The organism is Brevibacillus sp. Leaf182, from assembly GCF_001423865.2.
Lineage (GTDB): Bacteria > Bacillota > Bacilli > Brevibacillales > Brevibacillaceae > Brevibacillus > Brevibacillus brevis_C.
Genome location: NZ_LMPN02000031.1, coordinates 78,946 through 103,673, shown reverse-complemented (window position 1 = coordinate 103,673; position 24,728 = coordinate 78,946). Strand labels below are relative to the sequence as shown.

Sequence of the window (24,728 nt, the reverse complement as noted above, 5' to 3'; positions counted from 1 at the left end):
AACTCCTTGTCTTACGCATAAGCGCTACCGTCCCAGCGCGACGCGTTAATAATCTCCCAGTCAGGTTCAATGCCTATTCCCACGCCAGTAGGAAGCGTCACTTCGCCATTTATGGGTCGCAGCGGAAACAATTGTGTAAACGGGTTCTCCATAACGTCCCATTCGACAGGCTCAATCGGATGACTATCCATCTTGGTCCATGCCAGCAAGCACGCCTGTGCAAATAACGTATACAATCGTGCCAGTGATCCGTCAAAGGAATGTGGAGATACGCGATAGCCAAACTGACGGGCCATTTGCAGATGCGTTCGATAATCTTCAATGCTCCCCGTATGCATCAGGTCAGGCTGAGCAATATCGATGGCGCCCCCCTCATACAAAGGCAAAAACTGTGCGCAGCGAATCATGTTTTCTCCTCCAGCAAGCGGAATAGATATAGCTGCACGAAGCTTGACATATTCGTTTGTGCGATCCATGGGCATCGGCTCCTCCAGCCAAAGCCAATTGCCATAACGGGAAAAAAGCCCTTCCCACTTCCTTGCAGTCGCGCAGTCGTAGCTTTGATTGGCATCTACCGCTACGTGAACTTGTTCCGGAAGCAAATTCATCAGTTTCTCGATATGCGTTTGATCCTCTTGAACAGAGCGCCCGCCAATCTTTACTTTCACCATCTTGAATCCATCGTCGACTTGCTGGCTGACTTGCTTCCATGACTGCTGCATCCAGTCTTCTGTTTCACGGTAAGATTGGAGGGAGGCATATACCGGGATGCCAGAATGAATCTGGCCTCCCCACAGTTGACACACAGATAGCCCCGCTGCTTTCGCCAAAATTTCCGTAAGTGCCATACTGACGCCTGAAGCTGATCGCTGATGCCACTTTCCTATGACATCGACTATGGCTACTCTGTTATCCACCTGCTTACCCAACAAGTACGGGATGATGCGCTCACAAAAGCCCTTATGGAGCGTCGGCAGCCAATCGATAATTTCTCCCCAGCCATCTATTCCAGCCCTCGTGATTATCCGAATGAGATAACTGGTTCGATAACGCTTATACCCATTTGCATCGCCATAAGCTTGCGATAGACGTTGTAGAAGCGGATACGTTTCCACGCGCTCAATTTGCAGGTCAAAGACCGCTACCTGATCATGAGTAGTCATCCATGCCCTCTCGTTCTGCTTGCTCTCCCTCGTAATCGTCATACGAGAGGAAATTTCCTTTCCCTTCCCCTTTTCTCATGTACTCCTCATACGTCCCGCTTCTCATAAAATGCACACTGTCCGGTCCGTGATAGCCCTCAATATCGGTATAACCGATTTCCTCTACAGCTTCTACAAAGCCATCCGGCTCATTGCTCTCGATATACATTTCGTCGTAATCCGTTTTATCGGGTTCCTGGTACGAAAAAGGCGTGCTGGATGTCCCCCATGACTCGACAATTTGCCAAGCATCCTCACCATCGAATCCGTTCTGTCCTTCTTTTTCATCCAGAGATGTACGTCCGAACGGCGGTTGCAAAAACTGTTCCTCGATCGGACGTGACTCGTTGATTGACGGCGCTGGTGCATGCTCCTTGCACGTTTGTGCCTGAGGCAGTGCTTCCAGTCGCTCCACCGGTATTTGCTCTCCACAGACCGTACAGAGGCCGTAGGTGCCTTCCTCCATACGCAGTAGCGCCTGATCAATCTCTTTTAATGTCTCACGATCGAGACTGTCTAGGGCCAAATCTTTTTCCCGTTCAAACATCTCACTGCCGATATCTGCCGGATGATTATCGTACATGGCAAACTCTTGCAAAGAGGTTGTCATCGGTTCTCTCATGCCATAATGGTCCTGTACGCGGTCTTCCAGTTCTTTTTTCTGTTCCAGCAGCTTTTCCCGGAAGCTGGCCACCATCTTTTGGTCCACGCTGTACACCACCTTTGTTTGGTTTCCTCAACAGGTAGTATGTCTTGGTCCCGTAGGAAATATGACCACGAAACGGTCATGGCCGTTTTGGTGGTTCGCATCTGGCCTATCACAGCAAAAAACCCGCCACCCCCAAAGGGAATGACAGGTTAATCAACCGATTTTTATTCTGTTACATGTGCGTAGTGTTGTTCTACGACATCTGCGCAACGCACGCAGAGCGACGGGTGCGACTCGCGAGTGCCAACATCCGGTTTCACTACACGGCAACGCTCACATTTACCACCGTCTGCGGCCGAAACCACAGTAGCAATTCCTTCGAGTTGTACCGCTTCTGCCGGAGCAGAACCGCTGTGTACATCCACGTGAGCCACGATGAACAGGTCAGCGAGATCGTCCATTGCTGCCAATGTTTTCGCAACCTCGTCCGTTTGTGGGTACAGAGCCAGCTTCGCATCAACGGAGTTACCGAACACCTTGTTGCGGCGCGCTTCTTCCATGGCTTTGAGAACCTCGTCACGAATCGCCAGGAACGCATCCCATTTGCTCTCTGCTTCTGATGCAAAGCTGAGATGTTGTTCATCGCCTTCTGGCATGTCCGTCAACTGCACACTCTTCTCTTCCACGCCTGGAATGAACGCCCACACCTCATCGGCTGTGTGCGGCAACAGTGGAGCAACCAGCTTGACCAGATTGAGCAAGCAATCGTACATCACTGTCTGTGCAGCGCGTCGTTTCAGACTATCTGGCGCTTCTACATACAGGCGGTCCTTGCAAATGTCCAGATAGAACGCGGACAAATCAATGACGCAGAAGTTGTGAACAGCATGGAAAACAGTATGGAACTGATATTCATCGTACGCTTTGCGTGTACGCTTCGCGACTTTTGCCGCTTTCGCCAGAACATAACGGTCCAGCTCTCCCAGCTCTTCGTACGCTACGCGGTCTGTTGCTGGATTAAATCCATCCAGGTTACCCAACAGGAAGCGGAACGTATTGCGGATTTTGCGGTACACCTCAGCGATCTGGTTCAGAATCGCATCGGAAATGCGCACATCAGCCTGATAATCAACAGAAGCTACCCACAGACGCAAGATGTCTGCGCCCATCTTGTCAATAACTTGTTGAGGTACGATGACGTTACCGAGGGATTTGGACATTTTCCGTCCTTCTCCGTCCAATGCAAAGCCGTGGCTCAGGACGGATTTGTAAGGAGCTGTGCCATACACGGCAACACCCGTCGAGAGAGAAGAGTTAAACCAGCCACGATACTGGTCAGAGCCTTCCAGATACATGTCGGCTGGCCAAGCAATGCCTCTTTCGCGCAAAACAGCCTGGTGGCTGGAACCGGAGTCGAACCAAACGTCCATAATATCCGTTTCTTTACGGAAATCCTTGCAATCGCATTTGGTGCAAGAAAGCCCTTCTGGAACCAGTTCATTTGCTTCACGGGAGAACCATACTTTCGATCCTTCTTTGCGGAACAGATCAGCAACATGGTTGATCGTCGTGTCGTTAATGATCGGTTCGTTACACGATTTGCAATAGAAGATTGGAATCGGAACACCCCATACACGTTGACGGGAAATGCACCAGTCGCCACGATCCGCAATCATGTTTGCCAGACGAGTTTCTCCCCAATGCGGAATCCATTTTACATTTTTAATCGCTTCGAGCATTTGTGCACGGAATCCGTCGATAGACGCGAACCATTGCTCTGTTGCGCGATAGATAACCGGTTTTTTCGTACGCCAGTCATGTGGGTAGGAGTGCGTGAAGAAATTGAGCTTCAGGAGTGCTCCGTTTTCTTTCAGCTTTTCTGTAATCACTTTGTTGGCATCTTCGTAGAACAGACCTTCAAAGCCTGGTGCCTCGTTGGTCATTTTACCTTCGTGATCTACTGGGCAAAGGACGCCCAAATTGTATTTTTGACCAACGTTAAAGTCATCTTCCCCATGTCCTGGAGCAGTATGAACGCAACCAGTACCAGCATCCAAGGTTACATGCTCACCCAGGATGAGTGGAGACTTCCGATCGTAGAACGGATGCTGCGTTTCTACACCTTCCAGATCTTGACCTTTAAAGGTCGCGAGAATCTCTACGCCTTCCCAGCCAATTTCTTTGCTCGCGGCTTCAATCAGACCGTTGGCTACCACGAATTTGCGGCCATCTACCTTCACTACGTTGTACTCGAGTTCAGGGTTCAGGCTGATTGCAAGGTTTGCTGGCAATGTCCACGGAGTCGTTGTCCAGATAACAACGCCTGTTTCTGTATCCAGCTTGCCTTTTCCATCTGCTACCTGGAAGCTGACGTAAATAGAAGGAGAGCGCTTGTCTTTGTATTCGATTTCTGCGTCAGCCAGAGCCGTCTCAGAGGACGGAGACCAGTACACACAACGCAAACCTTTGTAAATATAACCCTTTTTCGCCATTTCGCCGAATACGCGAATTTGGTTGGCTTCATACTCAGGCAGGAGAGTTACATAAGGGTTTTCCCAATCTCCACGAACGCCCAGACGCTTGAATTGGTCGCGTTGCTTGTCGATGTAGGACCAAGCATACTCTTCACAGCGCTGGCGGAAATCGTTCACTTCGATGCTGCGACGATCCAGCCCTTGTGCATTGATAATCGCTTGCTCAATCGGCAAACCATGTGTATCCCAGCCTGGGATGTACGGCGCATAAAAGCCTGCCATGGATTTGTAGCGAACGATGAAGTCCTTGAGGATTTTGTTTAGTGCGTGACCGATATGGATGTCTCCATTCGCATACGGAGGGCCATCATGCAAGACAAAAGACGGGCGGTCTTTCGTACGATCTAACACTTGTTGATAAATATTTTGCTCTTCCCATACCGCTTGCATCTGTGGCTCGCGGCTTGGCAAATTTCCGCGCATGGGGAAATCTGTTTTTGGTAGCGCTAAGGTTTTGCTGTAATCCATGGCCTGATTCACTCCTTAAATAAATAAAAGCCTTCACTCATCCCATAAAAGGGACGAGAGAAAGCTCCCGTGGTACCACCCTGCTTGAACAAACCCGTACGACAAAAAGCCTTCATCGGATTTGTTCCACTTCACTCATTCGTAACGGGAATGACGCGCTCACTTACTCACCTGTTTCACCATCAAGGTTTTCTGGGCTTTCGGATATTGAACTCCCGGGTGATTTTCTGCGAAAGCAACTGGCCGGGTTCTCACCTTTTCCCGGCTCTCTAGGCAGTGCTGGCTCACGTACTCTTCCCGTTCATCGTCTATGATTTGGATAAGCCTGTTTAACTACGATAAGTGCTTTGTTTCGAAAAAGTTGTCTTTCATTATAATACCATCATTGCTCGAACGTCAATGATTTATTCAACTGTTACAGGCGAATCAACTTGTGGCTGTTCAATGCTATCCCAATCGCCATTCTCCAGCATTTCCAACTGTGCTTCCAAAAGTGTCCGAAAGCGCATACGGTAAACCGAAGCACGTTTTTTTAATTCTTCGATTTCGATTGCGATTTTGCGCGACTTCGCCAGTGCTTCATTGACAATTCGGTCTGCATTTTTCTCGGCTTCTTTTAAGATGAGCTGCGCTTCTTTGCGGGCATTCGACTTCACGTCTTCCGCTGTCTCCTGCGCCACCAGAATCGACTTGCTCAAATTTTCTTCCAAGCTCTTATAGTAATCTACGCGCTCATTCAAAATGGCTACGCGTTCTTCCTGTTCTTTTTTCTCTTTTATCAAGAGCTCAAAATCTTTGATCACCTGATCGAGAAATTCATTCACTTCGTCAATGTTATACCCACGAAAGCCTGTGCTGAATTCCTTATTGTGTATATCCAACGGCGTTAATGGCACATGAACCCCCCACTTTTCCCGATAATTCGTACTCAATCATTTCGACAGGATTAGCAGTGTTTCCTGCCGTATTTTACAATTTTTTGCGCCATGGTCCATCTTATGTAACCAGTCCGACAATCATGCGAAGTCTTCCACTGCGTGTTGGACCTGCTACCTCAAGAATTTTGAACCGACCATAGCCCGCTAGAGACACCATATCACCCATCTGAAGTTGATAAGATGGGTCTTCGATTACTTTCCAGTTGATTTTTACTTTTCCCGCTCGAATTGGCACCAATGCTTTTGCGCGAGACATATTGTGTACTTCTCCGATGATCGCGTCAATTCGCGGTGAAGGCACGGTGATCGTTTTCTCTACAAACTTGGGTGCAGGTGGTGTGAACGCCTCCCATGCTACCCGCTCAAACTGAACAGATGTCCGATGAATTTGGGTCACCTGCGCACAGACAAAATCAGCGACTTCCTCTGCTACAATCGCGTAGCTCCCAGTTGAATCTGTCAGCATATCTCCGAATTTCTCCCGCTTCATCCCGACACCCAGCATTGCCCCCATCACATCTCGATGCTCAAGCACATGAAAGCGCTGATCAGCCTTGATTGCCAATAAGGTAAGGCGATAATCCTCAGGCTCGACAGGAAGGTACTCCGGATGGACGATAATCCGAACACGCTCGGCACCCTCGTAGCCGCCATAAGGAGAAACCTTCACATCGCTTACTTGGGAAGATAGACTCTGAAAAATCATCAACTGCCTCGGGTCTACAAAATCAGTAAGGCGCATGGCCTGCTTCCGCTCTACTTGCGTCAGCATTTCCAGCGCCCGTTCAACAAAGGGACGTTCTTCTTTTGAAAAATGGTCAAATATGCTCATCGTTTCACTCGCCTACATGATTTGTTGCAAAATGGCGAACAGGCCAGATTGGGCAAAGCGCAGTGCAATCAATGCGACAATGGGGGAGATATCGATGAAGCCGAGCGGTGGGATAAACCGGCGAAATGGAGCCAAATAAGGCTCAACCAGTTTTTCCAGTAACTGTCCGATACCTGTACCTCTCATTTGAGGAACCCATGACATCAAAATGTAAGCAATAATCATGTATTGATATACCGTAAAAACAAAGTTTAAAACCGAAAAGACAGCAAACATTTGCTCACCCTTTTAAATTCGTCTTAATTGGCTACTCTTCCAATACGCTGGAGATCGTACCCTGAATATCTACATGGTCAGGCGTGCACACGAAGATCGTGTCTCCGACCTTTTGGATATCTCCGTTTAGTGCGTAGACCGTCCCGCTCAAAAAGTCGATAATTCTTTTAGCTTGGTCTTTTTCCACGCGATGGAGGTTGACCACAACCGGTCTACGATGACGCAGGTTGTCAGCGATATCCTGTGCATCGCTGTAATGACGGGGTTCACAGAGAATCAAACGGATTCCCTCCTTTTCCCGTGCTTGAAACGGTACCACGTTGTTAGATCGGCCGATCGCTGGCTGGCGTTTTTGCGAGGACTCTTGCTCTTCTCTTTCCTCTTCCACCGTTGTTGTCTCTTCGATGTATTCCTCGTTCTCTAACCCCAAAAACCCCATCAATTTATTCATAACACCCATACTCTTCCTCCTCTCTTACTCCGTGGTTTGGTCTGTTTTCCTTTACTCTGGCTTGACCAATACCGATCCCAAACGAATATATGTAGCTCCCTCTTCAATGGCCACTTCAAAATCACTAGACATGCCCATGGACAGCTCTTCCACCTGTGCGTGCGGGAATGCCATTTCGTTAATCCGTTGCTTCCACTCATTGAGGCCACGGAACACCTGTCTGGCTTCCTCTTGGTTTTCGACAACAGGCGCCATCGTCATTAATCCGACGATACTTATATGTTTCATATTACTGGTTTCGCGCAAAAAAGCCAATACGTCATTGGGACTAAGCCCAAATTTTGTCTCTTCGCCGGATATATTGATCTGCAAAAAGCATTTTACGACATGATCCAACGCTTCACCGCGTCGATTCAGCTCTTGTGCCAAAGAAAGTCGGTCCAGAGAATGGATGTACGGGAATCGTCCTACGACTTCTTTTGCCTTGTTCGTCTGGAGGTGCCCGATAAAATGCCAGATCCCTTTATCGCCGTGTAGCTGGTGCTTGGGCAAGGCATCCTGTACGCGATTTTCCCCGATATTCTCTACGCCTACAGCGAGCAAGTCCCCAATGGCATCAGCATCGACATACTTGGTCACGGCAATAATTTTTACTTCCTCACGTTTGCGGTTCGCCCGATCGCAAGCAGCCTGAATTCTTGCTTCGATGGATTGCAGTCGTTCTTTTAACAATTCTTGTTCCTTGGTCATAACGAACCCTTCCCTTTCTTCTACAGGTTTTCCTTCCAGCCGATATAGGAAGCCATGCGTCCAGTCGTCCCTTGTATTCCGGCTTCCTTGCGATGAGAGAAAAACAAGTCTGTTCTGCAGCTTGTACACCAATCTGTGGATAAAATATTCCCTGATGAAATTCCTGCTTCGAGCATTATCGCTGTGTTTAGCTGACGAAGATCCAGCATATACCGCTCCCCTGTGGAGGAGATGACTGCTTTTTTCCATTCGCCTGCACAAGTGCGTACCTGCGTCATGATTCGCTCATCGACTTCATAGCAACAGCCGCCAATGGACGGGCCAATTGCGACGCGGATATCTTCTGGCTTTGCTTGATAGTGCTTCGTCATGGCCTTCACCATTTCCTCGGCAATACGGCCTACTGTCCCTTTCCAGCCTGCGTGCGCAAGTCCGATTGCTCCCGATTGGGGATCTAGAAAATAGAGGGGAACACAATCTGCATAAAACGAGGTTAGCATGACTCCTTTTTCAAGGGTAAACAAACCATCCGTTGCAGATATGACATCCTCCAGACTTTCTTTTCCCGCACCGCCTGCTGTGACCTGACAAACCCGATTCCCGTGCACTTGATCGGCGCATGTCCACGCCGTAAAAGACATCCCGACTTGTTCTGCCAGCTTGCGTCTATTGGCTACTACGTTCGCAGATTCATCACCCACGTGCAGTCCCATATTAAAAGACCCGTACGGTTGTTCACTTTCCCCGCCTGAGCGAATCGTAAACCCCGCCACTAATCCAGGAAATTGTTGCTCCCACTCTGTTAACGATAAGATTGACTTATCCTCTACCCTGACAAATGGTTCTCTCATGTTGTCACCTTCCTCATATGGCTAATCATACCATAGCCGAAAAGAAAAGAAAGGCTATCCGTGCCTTTCTCCCTTTACGCGTTAGTATTCATCTCCACCAGAAGTTTTCGATTCAACTTTAAGTGCTTCTTCCATCCGAACAAGCACCACATCTTTCCCGATCTTCACAATATTACGCCAGGGTATAACGTAATCGTTCCCGGCAGAAAAGAAGCCGAGAAACTTGCCTGGTCCCGGTACGACGATTGCCTCTACACGACCGTGACGCAGATCGATCTCCAAATCTGAAACTTGCCCAAGACGTTTCCCATCGAGAATATTTACCACTTCTTTGGTCTGGAAGTCAGAGATTTTTACCATTCTTCCTCACCTTCTTTTCTCCGTTACTTTCAGTATATGAGTCCAAAGAGGAATATGTCCGCTTCTTTGCCAAAAAGTAAAGGCGAAGGAAAACTAACTTTTCTACTCGTACAAAAAACCCGAACGGTACAAGACCGCCGGGTCGCCTATGTGGTTTCTCCTTACGATTGAACGTGCTTTTGCATATGGGCAATTGCCGCTTTTTCTAATCGAGAGACCTGTGCCTGTGAGATACCGATTTCCTCTGCTACTTCCATCTGCGTTTTTCCTTCATAAAAGCGCATGGATAATATCATTTTTTCTCGGTCACCTAGCCGCTGCATTCCCTCACGAAGCGCAATTTCCTCTACCCATGTGACATCTTTGTTCTTCTCGTCACTAATCTGATCCATGACGTAAATCGGATCGCCGCCATCCTGATAAATCGGTTCAAATAATGAAACGGGATCTTGGATCGCATCGAGTGCAAACACGACGTCTTCTTTGGCTACGTTCAATTCCTGAGAAATCTCGATAATGGTAGGCTCTCGCGAATGTTTGTTGGTCAGATTGTCACGCACCTGCAAGGCCTTGTACGCGATGTCTCGCAAAGAGCGGGAAACGCGAATCGGATTGTTGTCCCGTAAATAGCGTCGAATTTCTCCGATGATCATCGGTACGGCATACGTAGAAAACTTCACATTTTGTCCGAGATCAAAGTTGTCGATCGCTTTCATCAATCCGATGCAGCCCACTTGAAACAAGTCATCCACGAACTCTCCGCGATTGTTGAACCGTTGGATTACGCTAAGCACCAGTCGCAAGTTGCCGTTGACCAGCTTCTCGCGAGCAGCCAGCTCCCCACTTTGCAGGCGCTCAAACAATTCCCGCATCTCTTTGTTTGTCAACACCGGAAGCTTGGAGGTATCTACCCCGCATATCTCTACCTTATTGCGCGTCACGTCTTTCCCTCCTCGAAGCAAGAAAAAAGTCCCTAACCCGGTTGTCTTGAAAGGCCGCGTAACTGACGCGTAGCCGACCAAGAAGGTGGCAAAAACCACCATCTGTTTCGGTTTAGGAACAGTATCCCCCCAAGCTGGGAAAATATGCGTTAGACCATCTTGTTGAATTCTTTTCGCAACCGTTTTATAATTCGCTTTTCCAAACGCGATATATACGACTGCGAGATACCCAACAAATCCGCTACATCCTTCTGTGTCTTCTCCTCTTCTCCCGCTAAGCCGAAGCGCAGCTCCATGATAATTCTCTCCCGGTCAGACAGCTTATCCAGTGCTTTTTTCAGCAGCTTTCGATCCACTTGGTCCTCGATATTTTTATAGATCGTGTCATTCTCCGTACCCAAAACATCTGACAGCAACAGCTCATTGCCATCCCAATCAATGTTAAGCGGTTCATCAAAAGATACCTCTGAACGAATTTTATTATTGCGACGAAGGTACATGAGGATTTCGTTTTCGATACAACGAGAAGCATACGTTGCCAGCTTGATGTTCTTGTCTGGATCAAAGGTGTTCACTGCCTTGATCAAACCGATGGTGCCAATGCTGACCAAGTCCTCAATGTTAATTCCCGTATTCTCAAACTTGCGGGCGATGTATACGACCAGACGGAGATTGCGTTCAATTAGCATTCCGCGGACAGCCGGATCACCAGACGGCAGTCGTCCGAGCAGCAGCTCCTCTTCTTCTCTGGTCAACGGTGGAGGTAATGCTTCACTCCCGCCAATATAATAGACTTCTTCGGCGCGTACACCAAGCCAGAGCAAGATTCGGTACCAGGTCAATTGGAGTTGTAGGCGAAGTTTTACATACATGATTAGCCCTCCTGTTTGAGAATAAAGGTTGTTTCATTTGTATCATTTTCCATCATCGCTGGGTGCACGATGGCCTGATACTTGCCGTCAGCGGCCAATGGGATTGGGTTAAGCCCGATTAACACCCGTTCTGTTTCAAAACGAATCCCGTCTTGCACGACCATGACATGGTCTGGTTTGATTGCGAGCAAAAAATCCATACCTCTTGACACACTGCGATACGGGATCAAGCGTACCCGAGACTGCCATTCCAGCGGCAGATGGTCCCAAGATCCGTCCAGCTTCTCCCACACTCCACCGTTTTCATCGGCTTGTCGGAGAAGCGACGGCGGAAGCAAATGTGCGAACATGCGATTCTCCATAATCATGACGGGTATGCGTGTAATCGGTTCGTGGAGCTGGTTTCCTGTATCCACAAGTCCACGGCAAATGACTTTTTCCCCTGCCAATGTAACGACGACATCGACGAGAAAGGTTTCGATTCTTCGCGGCTCCTGGATTGCGCGGTAGCTCTTTTTCCCGAGGAAAAAGATCAGGATAAAACCAATCAGGACAATCCCCAAAGTAGGCTTGAACCCAACGCCAAACCCATCATTATGCGTGACAACCAGTCCATTGACAATCTCACTCTGCGGTGCCAAAAAATACTGTAGCCCAAGCACTCCCCCTCCGAACACAAATGCGACGAAGTAAAAAATGATCACGTTTTGCGCAAAGGACAACAACCTCCTGTTCCCAAAAGCAATCCACAGCATGATGACAGAAAAGAGCAGTTTGACCCACCATTGATACATGGAAGAAAATACAGGAAAAAAGAAAAAAACCAGATACACGGAGCCAAACAGAGAGGCAAGTATCATTCTCCACCACACCATGCGCTCTTTGCGAAAATAAGCAGTAAACCAGAGTAACAAGGTATCAATAGCCACATTCAGGAGTAGAATGATATCAAGATACACAACCACTTGCTTTCCTCCTCATCTTTTAACCGACTTGGCAGCAAGCATGTGTCCTAGCAAAAATGGTAAATAGTAGGACGACTTCTTTCAGTAAAAGCAGTATATATCAATGTGTATGTAAAGTCTGTCAATTCTTGACGGTGTTTTTTTGGTTTTTTTGTCTAACATTTTTCATCCAATCAACGAAAAAAAGCCTTGTCCCCACTGACGGGAACAAGGCTTTTGACAGTCGTTTTTTCGCTTTAGTTTTTGTTGCGGCGGCGATTGCGCAGGAATGCTGGAATATCCAGATTATCCAGGTTGCCCATGGAGAAGAAAGACTTGTCTTCCTCTTCTTCCTTCGGACGGCTGTTATTCGTATTGGAAACTGGTGTCGGACGATTGCCAGGCGTATTGATCGGCTGTTGTTGACGGCGTGGAGCTTCCGCCGCGCGTTGACTATGCTCGAAGCCTGTAGCAATTACGGTCACTACCAATTCATTTTTCAGATCCTCGTTAATTACCGCACCGAAAATCATGTTTACATCTGGGTCCGATGCAGAAGATACGATATCGGCTGCTTCGTTGACTTCGTACAAGCTCAGGTTGGTACCGCCTGTGATGTTCATGAGAACACCGCGTGCACCATCAATCGCAGTCTCGAGCAGTGGGCTGGAAATAGCGCGACGAGCTGCTTCAGCTGCACGATTTTCGCCGCTGCTTACACCGATCCCCATGAGAGCAGAACCGCGCTCAGTCATGATTGTCTTCACGTCAGCGAAGTCCAAGTTGATCAGTCCAGGTACCGCAATCAGGTCGGAAATACCTTGAACACCTTGACGCAGTACGTTGTCAACTTCGCGGAACGCTTCGAGCATTGGCGTATTTTTATCAACGATTTCCAAAAGACGGTCGTTAGGAATCACGATCAGTGTATCTACTTTTTCTTTCAGAGCAGCGATACCGATCTCACCGTGCTGAGAACGTCTACGACCCTCGAAAGAGAATGGACGGGTTACTACACCAACTGTAAGAGCACCCATTTCCTTCGCGATCTCTGCAACAACAGGCGCTGCACCTGTACCCGTACCACCACCCATACCGGCAGTTACGAATACCATGTCAGCTCCACGCAGAGCGTTTTCAATCAAATCACGGCTTTCTTCCGCCGCTTTTTTACCGATCTCGGGATTCGCACCTGCTCCAAGTCCACGTGTCAGCTTTTCCCCGATTTGCAGCTTGATATCTGCACTAGAGAGCTGAAGTGCTTGAGCGTCGGTGTTCAAGGTGATGAATTCTACACCCTTTACTCCACCTGCGATCATGCGGTTTACTGCATTACTACCTCCGCCCCCGCAACCAATGACTTTAATTCGTGCAAAGGATTCCAAGTCCATATCAAATTCCAGCATATTGCTAGTCCTCCCCAATTCAACATAAGAAAACTTCGTGGCTACAGAAGCCTGTCAACTAAACACAATGGAACGAATCGACCTCATCTTCGTCATTGTAGTTAAGCTCGGTAAAGCGAACTCCATTAAATAAATTCGCTAAACCAGTTTTTTACTTTTTCCATCAAACCGCCGCCTTCTTTTGGCTTAGACGAGACGGTTTGCTTCTGAGTGCCCTTGAATGAGGGGGTCACGCGAATGCTGCGGCGCTCCATCAACTGCAAGGCATATTGAATCAAACCTACCCCAGTGGTGTAGGCAGGATCTCGCACTCCGATGTAATCAGGAATCGCAATTCGAACAGGTGCGTCCAATTCTTCTTTTGCCAATTCCAACATGCCCGGCATGGCTACGGTACCACCCGTAAGAACATAGCCCCCTGCAATTTCGTCGCGGTAGCCCAATTTGTATACAGCATCCTCGACTAATTGGAATATTTCCGCAGCGCGCGGCTCGATAATATTGGCCAAATCCACTTGCGTAAATTGCTTCTCGACTTCACTGCCAATCCGGTTCACCTTGAACTTCACATCTTCAGATGCTTCGTCAATAAGGGCACAGCCGTTCTTGGTTTTCACACGATCTGCCACATCTGTATGCGTACGCAGTCCCAGTGAGATATCGCTCGTAATGTGGTCGCCACCGATGCCGATCACGGTGGTCGCTGCCAGTTTCCCCTGTTCGAATACACCGATCGTGGTAGAACCCGCACCGATGTCGACAAGAACGACACCCATATTTTTGTCATCTTTGGAAAGTGCAACAGTGCTAGCCGCAAGCGGTTGCAAGAATATTCCAGCTACACGCAGATTGGTTCGTTGAGCACAGCGAACGATGTTATGTACGACCGTTTTCAACCCGGTCACAATGGTCCCTTCCATTTCCAGTCGGACACCAATCATCCCACGCGGGTCCTTAATGCTCCCTTGTCCATCAACGATGTACTCCTTCGGGACTACCTCGATGATTTCACGGTCTGGAGGAATAGCCACGACCTTCGCTGCCTGAATTACGCGTTGAATATCTTCTTCTCGTATCTCACGGTCTTCGCTGGATACAGCGACAACCCCTTGGGTTTCATGCAGATCGATATGGTTTCCAGTGATCCCCACATACACTTCTTCGATTGAAACGCCAACCATGCGCTCCGCATGATCAACCGCTTCTCGGATGGCATGCACGGTTTGGTCGATGTCTACAATCACGCCCTTCTTGATGCCTTCTGAGTGTGATTGTCCGACGCCGATGATGTTGATGGAACCGTTGTTGATCTCGCCGATCATGACGCGTACTTTGGATGTTCCAATGTCTAGGCTGACGATGAATTCATTGCTTACCAAACCTGTGACACCTCCCCTGCTACGTCTTTTTTCTTGCTAAAGTGAGAACACCTGCATAAATTATTCCACACAGGACAACCATTCCCTTTTTTTCTTATTGATTTTTTGTAAAAAAATGACCATCTTCCCATTTTTCTTCGCGTTATTCTTGCTGATTGATCCATTTGGATAGAACAATTCTCCTAATGACAGCGAGATTGTTGAACAAGCGAACCCCGAAAGCCACGATCGCAGCCAAATACAGATCAATCCCCAAGAACCCTCCGATGAAAGCCAAGCCTGCTGCAAAAAGTGTGTTGAAAAAGAATCCAGACATGAAAATACGAACGTTAAAAGTACGTTCTAAAAACGAACGAATCCCCCCAAAGATCGTATCCAATCCAGCCAGGAGGGCTATTGACAGATAGCTGCTATACTCCTGGGGCACACGCCAATCCAGCAGGAAGCCGACAACAAGACCGACAATCAGTCCGATAAGCGGGAGCCACATGGTTACGAATCTCCTTTTTCTTTCACAGGTTTCATAAATTGAATGACACGCGTTTCGTTATTCGCTGAGATCATCAGCTTGTCCCGTTTTTCGGCCAGCACCTTCTTATTCGCCAGCTGAAAGTTCTCCTCTACGCCCTCCAGCTTCAATGCGGACAACAATACTTCAGGTTCCCCCAATGCTTTTATCTCATACGGAGCCCTGATCGTCCTGGTATCGATTTGGATGACGTCTCCCACATTGCGAATCGCAGTGGTAGCAATCAGTCGATGACCATTAATGGAAACAGCTTGTGCTCCGTTTGCAAACAGGATATTTACCAACCAGCGCAAATCTTCATCGTCAATCGTATAGTCTCCTACAACTGGCACAGGCATATGTTCATCCATAGCTGGTTCTGCAGGCGTATGGGCATCGACAACATCAATAACGATGCCTTCTCCCTCCATCCCTACCATACCAGCCATTCGGCGAGTCCGTGCCAACTCCTCTTTCATAACGGAGATACTTTCATCTTCACTGAGTGAGGTTTCGTATTGGTAGTACAGTTGATTATACTTTGAAATGTCTGCGAGCAGGTTTTTGTGTTTCTCCAGTTCTTTTTGCAACGTGGTCCGAAGTTCCGCGATGCTGCGAGACTCTTTATGAACAGGATGAAGACTGCTTCGTAATTGCACAGTCAACATCACACCTATGATAGCACTAATAATGGCAAGAATAAATGTGATTTTACGGCTTTTTTGTAACATAGGTAAACGCATCCTTTTATTTAGGAGTGTTTCGTTTTCGCATCACCGACAAAGGCAGGCAGCTCGACCCGCTCTTTTTTGGCTACGCTGATTTGGACAAAGTCTTGCAAGGAGTGCAAAACACCTCCCGGCAAGTTCAACGCACTGTCTAGTGTGTCGGGATTTCCGATCGCTGTTACAACGAATGGAGCTGCCGACTTGATGCCGTTTACGATGATCGTGGGTCCAATGCAACGGATCTCGGAATTACTCACCACTCGCTGTCCGTTAATGCTGATCGCCTCTGCTCCTGCTGCACGCAGTTCATTGACGACCAGGCGCACATCCTGCTCATGTACGATGTAGTTCGCGATGTCTGCGCTGTTCGCTGCATTCTGGCTATCCTGCATCGTTATGACGATACCCGGCCCTTGGACAGCGACTACCCCTGCCAGCATCCGCGCTGCATCCAGTTGACTGAGTGTCTCTGCAGCCTCCGATTTACGCTCCGCCATCGCTTCTTCCACTTTTCCCACCTGACGCTGCAAATCGAGCAGTTGATTTTCCAGATGCCGATTTTGCTCCTTCTCAGCCAAAATTCGGTCATTCAATTGCGTTTCCTGTTGGAACAGCTGATCATTCATCCGCTCTTTGCGCGTAAGCTTGTTCGTTTCGAAGGAAGTGGCCACTAGAAAGCCGGTAGAAAACGTCACGATGGTTAAATACAAATGAAATTTGCGACGACGACTCATTGTCTACTTTCCCCTTTTTCATTTACTGCTGTGGTTGCTCTTGCCCTTCCTGAATAGGAATAGCCCCTTGAGCCCCGTACGGAATAAACCATGGCTGCTCAAACAAAGAGAGCACCCCTTTCGTATCTGGCGGCAATTCTTTCACGATCGTCGGATACCAGTTCATCATCTTGTCCAGCTTGTAGATAACGCTTCGTACTTCATTCCCGTCTCGCATGTACAGCGTGACGCGTTGCTTGTCGTAAACCGTTGGCGTCAGTGTAATATCCGAAATCTCCGCGAGTACATCTGGCGATAATTTCGATAGCGACTTGGCGAGATGGGGAAGGAGCTCAGGTGAGGCCCACGAGCTAATCAATGGCCTGTCCACTACGCGCTTGGCAAAATTAACCTGTTTGAGCACATAGCCATTGTCCAGTAAAGCATAGCGGCTTCCGTCCTGCCCACTCCAAAAAGCGACGCGCTTTTGTTCAGTTATATGTAGCGTGATCAATCCGGGGAAAGACCGGCTCACCGTCACATCTTTAATGGCCTCTAATGGTTTCAAGTTATTTTGTACACTGTTCTCCCATACGTTTAGAAACTGCATGTCCTTTGTTAAGCCGGATTGTGCAATGATTTGCTCCGTCGTATAAATATCATTACCAATCACTCGAATCTCTTGCACCTTACTGTAAGGGGAACGGATAAAAACGATGATGAGAATGGTAAGAAAAAACAACACTAGCAGAATGACCAGCTTGCGGTTGCCCCTTCTTCTGGGGCGTTGTTGCTTGACTTGCGGAATGCGTTCCTCGTATACCGCCATGGCCGTACCCTTCCTCATGTTTTTTAGGCTCATTGCCCAGAGCAAAAAAGTAAATTACTGGATGTCTTTCGAATAAATGTCATTCAACAAAACAGGGAAAGCGGCATAACATTATGCCGCCCACTCTCCCCCGGTTAAATCGATACGCGTGATATATCGGCCCCTAATTGGCGCAACTGCTCTTCCAGCCGATCGTATCCGCGATCGATATGATGGATCTGGTTCACCGTGGTAATACCTTCTGCAGCAAGCCCTGCGAGGACTAAGGCAGCACCTGCTCGAAGATCAGTAGCTTCGACATTCGTAGCGGTCAATTTGTTGACACCCCGAATGATTGCGGAGCCAAGATCTACGTATATAGAGGCGCCCATTCGCGCCAATTCATTCACATGTTTGAATCTTCCTTCAAAAATGGTCTCTTTGATGACACTTGTTCCCCTAGCCTGTGACAGAAACACCATTAGCTGCGCCTGCAAATCGGTTGGAAACCCGGGATATGGCGAGGTGATGATCCGGTCGTAGGCACGTGGACGGGAGGTGCTCTTGATTTCCATTATATCATGGCGGGTCTTGATTTCAACACCGCAGCTACGGGCGACCTCAATCAATGCTGTCAATTGCTCAGGCAGAGTATTGGTCAGTTCAATGTGTCCCTGTGAAATACCGACAGCCAGCAGATAGGTTCCTGTTACAATTCTGTCCGGTATGATCCGGTAACTAACGGAACGCAAGCGAGGTACACCACTGATCTCAATCGTATCGGTGCCTGCCCCTCTGATCCGCGCCCCCATTGCATTCAGGAAATTTTGGAGGTCGATGATTTCCGGTTCTCGTGCTGCATTACAAATTCGGGTCGTGCCTTTTGCCAGCACAGCCGCCATCATGATATTTTCCGTCGCGCCCACACTAGGGAAGGAAAGAAAGATATTGGACCCACGTAATTGTTTGGCCCGAAATGTAATGTAGCCTTCCGTTTCTTCGATTTTGGCTCCTAGCGCAGTCAATCCAGCCAAGTGCAAGTCAATCCTGCGCTCTCCAATGTCACATCCACCTGGCCTAGAAATTGTGACCTCACCCAGACGTGCCAGGAGTGGTCCCGCCAAAAAAATCGAAGAACGCATTTGGCTCATTAAATCATCCGGCACCTGCGGGACACAGACAGACGTTGTATCCAGATCGACACATCCGTCCTCATGCTTCGTATTCGCCCCAAGCAACGTCAAGATTTCGAGCATGACTTTAATGTCTTTTAGATGGGGGACGTCATAGATATAGAATTGCCCTTCCGCGAGCACAGCAGCGGCAAGAATGGGAAGAGCAGCGTTCTTAGCACCTTGGATCCGAAGCGAACCGGACAGAGGTCTTCCTCCTTCGATCGCAAAAGTCTCCAAACTTTCACCTCCGTGTTACCCCTCGCCCACCACCAGGACTTCCGGATGCAGGTCAATCCCATTTTTCTCGAGAATGGTGCTCCGAACGTGATCAATCAAGGTGAGGACGTCGGCAGCCGTTGCTCCTCCACAATTCACGATGAAGTTGGAGTGTTTTTCTGAAACCTGAGCTCCTCCGATCCGATAGCCCTTCAGCCCAGCCGCCTCAATCAGGCGACCTGCGTGGTCATTTGGCGGATTTCGGAACACGCTGCCGGCACACGGCATCTGCAGTGGCTGCGTATTGCGCCGTCGTTCCTTATTGGCAGCGAGCGTGCCCGCAATCTCCTTGCGATCTCCCGTCCTCAATTGAAAACGGGCCTCTAGCACGATCCCTTTTTGCTTTTGCAAAAGAGAAGTCCGATAACTAAAGCTCAGTTCCTCGTTACTCAACACTTTACTTTCGCCGTTTTCGAAAAGGATCTCGGCATCAATAAGAATACGTGAAAGATCAGATCCGTGTGCCCCCGCATTCATATAGACGGCGCCGCCTACCGTACCAGGAATCCCTCCTGCAAACTCCATACCTGTTAATCCCATCTTGCCTGTCTCCACCGCCAGGCGGATCATGGAATATCCGGCACCCACACACACCTCTTCGCCCTTGAACTCACAGTGGCTCAAGCCCTCGGCCACTTTAAGCACGGCTCCACGTATCCCTCTGTCCCTCACCAGAAGGTTTGAACCGCGCCCGATTACACTCCAAGGAATTTCATGACGATGGATGATCTGCAAGGCTTTTTGCAAGGATGCTTTATCCTTGGGTTGGATTAACAAATCAGCAGGACCCCCGATCCGCCACGTTGTATGATTAGCAAGGGGTTCATCGGTCCACACTTTTTCGATTCCTGCTTGCATGAGTTCATCTGCGATCTTTTTCATTTGTGAACCTCCTGATACGTTTGCTAGGTCGGACCTAGTCTTCTCACGTGTTTGCTCCATACTATGCGTTCGCCCAGATCGGCGTGACAATCGCCCATCTGATCATTTTTTTCGTGTAATCGCCTCTAATTGACGGACAATTTCCGTCGCAGCCTGCGGCATCCCCAAGGAGAGAGAACTGTTTTTCATTTCTTCCCATTTCGCTGGATTGGCAAGGATATTTTCCAAGGAAAGGAGCAAGCTCTCTCCGGTAAGCTCCCGCTCTACAATGACATGAGCTGCCCCTGCGCGTTCCAGTCCCCTTGCATTTTTCTCTTGATGGTTGTTCGTGACATACGGGGACGGAATCAAGATCGAAGGCACACCTAGTGCTGTTATTTCTGCCAAGGTCGATGCCCCTGCACGACCAACCAATACATGCGTTGCCGCCAAAACATCCGGCATATTATGGACGAAAGGAAGCACAGAAATGTTACTTGGAAGTGTTCCCAGTTCACGAAGCTGTGCCGAAATCGTTTCAAAATGAACGTCGCCCGTCACATATACAAAATGAATATCGGTATAATTGCCCAGCTGCGTAACAACCGAAAGCACGGCCTCATTGATTGCCCGCGCTCCTCTACTCCCCCCAAAGATCAGCACGATTTTTTTGCTGTTGTCCAAGCCCAAAAATTTACGTCCCGCCTCTGCATTACCGTGCATGACTTCCGTTGCACGAGGGTTGCCGGTCAGTACTGTTTTAGAAGGGGGGAAATGGGCAAGCGATTCTTTGAACGAGACGGCCACCCGAGTAGCGGAACGAGAAAGAAACTTGTTGGTCAAGCCCGGCACTACGTTTTGCTCATGGATGAGAGTCGGAATCCCCAATTGCGAAGCTGCATATACGACTGGACCACAAACGTAGCCACCCGTCCCAATTACGACATCCGGTTTGAACTCCCGCAGCATTTTCTTGGCATCGCCAACTGCCCGGACGAATTTCCACAAAGTCTTCAGGTTGTCCAACGACAGCTTGCGCTTCAACCCGCTAATTTCCACGGATTGGAAAGGAATATTTGATTTTGGAACCAAACCTGCTTCCAAGCCTTTTTTACTGCCAATATACAAAAAGGCAGCCTGCGGATTTTGGCGGGAAACTTCCCTCGCCACCGCAAGCGCCGGATAAATATGTCCACCTGTGCCACCGCCTGTTAAGACGACACGCATACGTTCACACCCTTTTTTTGAGAAGGAGTAGCAATAGGCCGATTTTCTTGCTTATTGCGTACTCCTTGTTGAGGTTTCTATTTATCGAGAAAAACGAGAGATGTTCAACAAGACACCTACACCAGTGAGCATCAGTGTCAATGATGAACCACCGTAGCTTAAGAACGGCAACGTGATCCCTGTCACCGGAAACATCCCTGTCACCACGCCAATATTGATGACCACCTGGATGGCAATCATGCCGATGATCCCTAGAGCAAGCATGCTTCCGAATAAATCTGGAGCCGTAATCGCCGTCCGCATTCCCCTCCACAACAAGAGGAGGAAAAGCAGGAGTATGAGCGTACCTCCGATAAAGCCAAGCTCCTCCGCGACAATCGAGAATATAAAATCATTGTATGGCTCAGGAAGATACAAGTGTTTCTGTCTGCTTTGCCCCAGACCAAGACCCAACAAACCGCCGGGACCTATTGCGTAAAGGGATTGGATGATTTGATAGCCGGTATTGAGAGGGTCAGACCACGGATCGAGGAAGGACGTAATCCTTTTGATTCGGTAAGGTGCTGACAAAACCAAGCCGATGAAGCCAACAACTCCGATCATTCCTAATCCAACAAAATGACTGATCCGTGCACCTGAAGCAAAAATCATGACAACTGCTGTTCCCATCAAAACCGTTCCTGTGCCCAAATCCGGTTGTAGCATGATCAAGCCAAAACAAAGAACTGGGATTCCCAAGGCAGGCATAAGACCTTTTCGGAACAAGACAATTTGCTTCTGATTATCTGCGAGCCACCTCGCCAAGAATGCAACGACGCCAAGCTTCGCAAATTCACCCGGTTGAATTCCAAAAGCTCCAAAACCAAGCCAGCTTTTCGAGCCATTTACTTCAATCCCGATGATCAAAACCAGAATCAACAAACCGATGCTCATCAAATACCCTGGCTTGGCCCATTGCTTCCACACCCAGTAGTCGATATTCATCGTAATGTACATGGATGTAATCCCTAACAGAGCGAAGATCAGTTGCCGCTTGGCAAAAAAATACGGATCAGAAAATGGCGGCTTTTGCGCCACGATCGCGCTGGCGCTGTACACCATCACGATGCCAATTCCCAATAAAAAAAGTGTTGCAAAAATAATTACGAAGTCGGGGGCAGAGCGTACCTTGCTCATTGTGCCAGGTCATCCTTTCTCATGCCGTCCCGCTTTTGTCATATTCTTGATGGTACAGTGGGACGTTATGCTAGGCTTGTTTTAAGTCTATGCACGCCGTCCTTAAACATGCTCCCCCTTGTCTCAAACGAAGGAAACATGTCCCAACTCGCACAAGCAGGGCTCAGTAAGACCACATCGCCTGATTCGGCCAACCGGGAAGCAGCAAGAACGGCTTTTTCCACAGTATCGACATGGATACGCTCATTAATCCCTGCTTCCTGAGCACGTTCCAGTAAAATCGGAGCCGTTTGCCCGAGAGCGATGACTGCTTTTACCCGACCTTGGATCACAGGTAGCAGTTCCCGAAAATCAACACCACGATCGAGCCCGCCGCAAATCCATACAACCGGCTCCTTGCATGCTTGCAAGGCGCGCGATGCCGCTTCCGGGTTGGTCGCTTTTGAATCATTGAAGTATTTGACACCGCGAATCGAATCTACGAACTCCATCCGGTGCTCTACCCCTGGGAAGGTAGTAAGAACTTGTATAATCGATTGCTTGTCCGCGCCCGCGAGCTTCGCAACTAGAATCGCCGCCAGAGCGTTGTCCAGATGAGGAACGGAAATGTCCGCTATCGCTACGATTGGCTCTGTATTCCCATTCCCATCCGCAAGCAGGATCAAACCATCCTTGACAAAAGCTCCCTTTGGTACCTCTTGACTCTTGCTAAAGTAGTAGATATCTGCCGGGAGGTCTTTACATTTTTCTACGATCTCGGGTTGGTCATATGGCAAGATAGCTGCGTCATCTGAGGTTTGGTTCGCAAACATTTTCAGTTTGGCTGCCAAGTACTCTTCCATTGTGTGATGGTAATCCAGATGTGCAGGATACAGATTGAGCAAAACACCGATATGCGGGCGGAATTCCCTTGTCCCCATCAGTTGGAAGCTACTCAATTCAGCAACGAGCCATTCGTCGGGACCAGCTTCCTCCGCCAGGCCGCACAACACGGTACCAATGTTGCCTCCTACCTTCGCATCCAGACCCGCTTCTTTAAAAATCAGTCCGACGAGCGTAGTGGTCGTGGTCTTGCCATTGGAGCCTGTAATGCCGATAATCGGTGCCTTGGCAATCTGGGAGGCCAGCTCCACTTCCGTCACCACAGGAATACCAAGTGCCTGCGCCTGCTTGACGGGTGCCGCTTCATACGGAATCCCCGGATTTTTAACCACAAGCGCTACGCCTTCATGAATCAGATCATCTGGGTGATAGCCGCAAATGACCGGAATCCCCAACGATTCCAGCTCTTCTATCCCCACCGCTTCTTCACGTGGCTTTTTATCATTTACGACGACATGAGCACCAAAGCGGTGTAGCAGTTTTGCCACTGCGACACCGCTCTTTGCCATACCAATAACGACGACATGCTTATCTTGAAAACGCATCATCTGATTGTCACCACCTCAAGGTATACACCCAATCCAGCAAAGAACATACCGACGAGCCAGAACGTGACAACCACGCGCCACTCTGACCAGCCTGTTAATTCAAAATGATGATGCAGGGGACTCATACGGAAAATGCGCTTTCCACGTGTCTTAAAGGAGACTACCTGCATAATAACAGAGAGCGTCTCGACAACAAATACCCCACCAATAATAGCCAAGAGCAATTCCGTCTTGGTCATGATTGCAATTCCCGCCAGCGCTCCACCAAGTCCAAGTGAACCAGTATCACCCATGAACACGCGTGCCGGATGTGCATTGAAGACGAGGAAGCCAAGTAGCGCACCTACAACAGCCGCACTAAAAATTGCGGTGTCATAATCTTGACCAAACCATGCGATGATCGCATAAGCACCAAAAGCAATCGCTCCCGTCCCTGCTAAAAGCCCATCCACGCCATCTGTGATGTTAACGGCATTCGTTGTACCTACCAAGAGGAACAAGAGGAATGGGAAGTAGAAATAGCCGAGCTCCAGCTTCCACGGTGTACCTGGCAGATGGATAGACGTGTCATGCCCCATCATGAGCAGCAAAATATAAGCGCCGATTGCCAAGACAATCTGACCAGCAAACTTCTGTTTAGCGGTCAACCCGAGGTTGCGTTTTTTCTTGATTTTGATGAAATCATCCAGAAACCCGATTAAACCGTATCCGAGAGTAACCAATAACAGGAAGTAAATTTCCATTTTCGCATTGGCAAACTTCAACACGGTAAATATGAGTGCCAAAAGAATGATGGTGCCTCCCATGGTGGGAGTTCCAGCCTTCTTATAATGGGATTGCGGTCCTTCCTCACGAATTGCCTGCCCAAATTTCAGGCGGCGAAGGAATGGAATAAACAATGGGCCAATGAGTACGGCGATGAGAAACGCAGCGACGATCGTGACGATTAGGACGTTGTCAACGAACATGCCCG

At 48.7% G+C, this 24,728-nt stretch carries 25 protein-coding genes and 1 other annotated feature; all 25 genes read right to left on the bottom strand.

Annotation, left to right across the window (positions count from 1 at the left end):
* Positions 1–11: 11 nt before the first annotated feature.
* The 25 genes from ASG16_RS21950 to mraY all read right to left on the bottom strand — a co-directional run bounded on the left by ASG16_RS21950 (position 12) and on the right by mraY (position 24,723).
* Positions 12–1,163, bottom strand: a complete 1,152-nt coding sequence (locus ASG16_RS21950; protein WP_056486075.1) for a mandelate racemase/muconate lactonizing enzyme family protein — start codon at positions 1,161–1,163, stop codon at positions 12–14.
* Positions 1,150–1,923, bottom strand: a complete 774-nt coding sequence (locus ASG16_RS21945) for a TraR/DksA C4-type zinc finger protein (protein ID WP_048033734.1) — start codon at positions 1,921–1,923, stop codon at positions 1,150–1,152. Before ASG16_RS21945 ends, ASG16_RS21950 begins: the two co-directional genes overlap by 14 nt.
* Before the next feature lie 152 nt (positions 1,924–2,075).
* A complete protein-coding gene (gene ileS / locus ASG16_RS21940) occupies positions 2,076–4,853 on the bottom strand; it encodes an isoleucine--tRNA ligase (protein ID WP_056486071.1) in 2,778 nt (925 codons plus the stop codon).
* Between the two features lie 46 nt (positions 4,854–4,899).
* Positions 4,900–5,167 (bottom strand) — a binding site (T-box leader).
* 90 nt (positions 5,168–5,257) lie between these two features.
* Positions 5,258–5,749, bottom strand: coding sequence for a DivIVA domain-containing protein (locus ASG16_RS21935; protein WP_007717747.1), 492 nt, complete (start codon positions 5,747–5,749; stop codon positions 5,258–5,260).
* A gap of 100 nt (positions 5,750–5,849) precedes the next feature.
* Positions 5,850–6,623 carry a YlmH family RNA-binding protein gene (locus tag ASG16_RS21930; protein ID WP_056486068.1) on the bottom strand — a complete coding sequence of 258 codons (774 nt, stop codon included), beginning with the start codon at positions 6,621–6,623 and terminating at the stop codon, positions 5,850–5,852.
* A 12-nt stretch (positions 6,624–6,635) separates the two neighbouring features.
* A complete protein-coding gene (locus tag ASG16_RS21925; RefSeq protein ID WP_048033737.1) occupies positions 6,636–6,899 on the bottom strand; it encodes a YggT family protein in 264 nt (87 codons plus the stop codon).
* Between the two features lie 31 nt (positions 6,900–6,930).
* Positions 6,931–7,359, bottom strand: coding sequence for a cell division protein SepF (locus ASG16_RS21920; protein WP_048033738.1), 429 nt, complete (start codon positions 7,357–7,359; stop codon positions 6,931–6,933).
* 42 nt (positions 7,360–7,401) lie between these two features.
* The gene (locus ASG16_RS21915; protein WP_056486063.1) at positions 7,402–8,100 is read right to left on the bottom strand and encodes a YggS family pyridoxal phosphate-dependent enzyme; all 699 of its coding nucleotides are present in this window, start codon (positions 8,098–8,100) and stop codon (positions 7,402–7,404) included.
* 20 nt (positions 8,101–8,120) lie between these two features.
* Complete coding sequence (gene pgeF, locus ASG16_RS21910; protein WP_056486060.1) at positions 8,121–8,951, bottom strand: peptidoglycan editing factor PgeF; 831 nt, start codon at positions 8,949–8,951, stop codon at positions 8,121–8,123.
* A gap of 81 nt (positions 8,952–9,032) precedes the next feature.
* Positions 9,033–9,311, bottom strand: a complete 279-nt coding sequence (locus tag ASG16_RS21905; protein ID WP_048033741.1) for a YlmC/YmxH family sporulation protein — start codon at positions 9,309–9,311, stop codon at positions 9,033–9,035.
* Between the two features lie 161 nt (positions 9,312–9,472).
* Positions 9,473–10,252: an RNA polymerase sporulation sigma factor SigG gene (sigG, locus tag ASG16_RS21900; RefSeq protein ID WP_007717728.1), complete on the bottom strand. Its 780-nt coding sequence runs from the start codon at positions 10,250–10,252 to the stop codon at positions 9,473–9,475.
* A 149-nt stretch (positions 10,253–10,401) separates the two neighbouring features.
* On the bottom strand, positions 10,402–11,124 hold the full coding sequence (gene sigE, locus ASG16_RS21895) for an RNA polymerase sporulation sigma factor SigE (RefSeq protein ID WP_007717727.1): 723 nt from the start codon (positions 11,122–11,124) through the stop codon (positions 10,402–10,404).
* Positions 11,125–11,126: 2 nt separating this feature from the next.
* Complete coding sequence (gene spoIIGA, locus ASG16_RS21890; protein ID WP_056486057.1) at positions 11,127–12,089, bottom strand: sigma-E processing peptidase SpoIIGA; 963 nt, start codon at positions 12,087–12,089, stop codon at positions 11,127–11,129.
* Between the two features lie 236 nt (positions 12,090–12,325).
* On the bottom strand, positions 12,326–13,474 hold the full coding sequence (gene ftsZ / locus ASG16_RS21885) for a cell division protein FtsZ (RefSeq protein WP_048033743.1): 1,149 nt from the start codon (positions 13,472–13,474) through the stop codon (positions 12,326–12,328).
* Positions 13,475–13,599: 125 nt separating this feature from the next.
* Positions 13,600–14,853 (bottom strand): cell division protein FtsA, encoded by a 1,254-nt coding sequence (gene ftsA / locus ASG16_RS21880; protein ID WP_007717723.1) that lies wholly within the window; start codon positions 14,851–14,853, stop codon positions 13,600–13,602.
* A gap of 142 nt (positions 14,854–14,995) precedes the next feature.
* Positions 14,996–15,343, bottom strand: coding sequence for a small basic family protein (locus tag ASG16_RS21875; protein ID WP_007717721.1), 348 nt, complete (start codon positions 15,341–15,343; stop codon positions 14,996–14,998).
* Positions 15,344–15,345: 2 nt separating this feature from the next.
* Positions 15,346–16,092, bottom strand: a complete 747-nt coding sequence (locus ASG16_RS21870; protein ID WP_048033744.1) for a DUF881 domain-containing protein — start codon at positions 16,090–16,092, stop codon at positions 15,346–15,348.
* 20 nt (positions 16,093–16,112) lie between these two features.
* The gene (locus ASG16_RS21865; RefSeq protein WP_056486056.1) at positions 16,113–16,823 is read right to left on the bottom strand and encodes a DUF881 domain-containing protein; all 711 of its coding nucleotides are present in this window, start codon (positions 16,821–16,823) and stop codon (positions 16,113–16,115) included.
* Between the two features lie 22 nt (positions 16,824–16,845).
* Positions 16,846–17,631 (bottom strand): cell division protein FtsQ/DivIB, encoded by a 786-nt coding sequence (locus ASG16_RS21860; RefSeq protein ID WP_056486049.1) that lies wholly within the window; start codon positions 17,629–17,631, stop codon positions 16,846–16,848.
* A gap of 134 nt (positions 17,632–17,765) precedes the next feature.
* Complete coding sequence (gene murA, locus ASG16_RS21855) at positions 17,766–19,022, bottom strand: UDP-N-acetylglucosamine 1-carboxyvinyltransferase (RefSeq protein ID WP_056486047.1); 1,257 nt, start codon at positions 19,020–19,022, stop codon at positions 17,766–17,768.
* Between the two features lie 15 nt (positions 19,023–19,037).
* Positions 19,038–19,943 carry a UDP-N-acetylmuramate dehydrogenase gene (gene murB, locus ASG16_RS21850; RefSeq protein ID WP_056486044.1) on the bottom strand — a complete coding sequence of 302 codons (906 nt, stop codon included), beginning with the start codon at positions 19,941–19,943 and terminating at the stop codon, positions 19,038–19,040.
* Positions 19,944–20,045: 102 nt separating this feature from the next.
* A complete protein-coding gene (gene murG, locus ASG16_RS21845; protein ID WP_056486040.1) occupies positions 20,046–21,149 on the bottom strand; it encodes an undecaprenyldiphospho-muramoylpentapeptide beta-N-acetylglucosaminyltransferase in 1,104 nt (367 codons plus the stop codon).
* Positions 21,150–21,230: 81 nt separating this feature from the next.
* A complete protein-coding gene (spoVE, locus tag ASG16_RS21840) occupies positions 21,231–22,325 on the bottom strand; it encodes a stage V sporulation protein E (protein ID WP_056486039.1) in 1,095 nt (364 codons plus the stop codon).
* Between the two features lie 65 nt (positions 22,326–22,390).
* Positions 22,391–23,755: a UDP-N-acetylmuramoyl-L-alanine--D-glutamate ligase gene (gene murD, locus ASG16_RS21835; protein ID WP_056486036.1), complete on the bottom strand. Its 1,365-nt coding sequence runs from the start codon at positions 23,753–23,755 to the stop codon at positions 22,391–22,393.
* Positions 23,752–24,723 (bottom strand): phospho-N-acetylmuramoyl-pentapeptide-transferase, encoded by a 972-nt coding sequence (gene mraY, locus ASG16_RS21830; RefSeq protein WP_007717699.1) that lies wholly within the window; start codon positions 24,721–24,723, stop codon positions 23,752–23,754. Before mraY ends, murD begins: the two co-directional genes overlap by 4 nt.
* Positions 24,724–24,728: the final 5 nt, after the last annotated feature.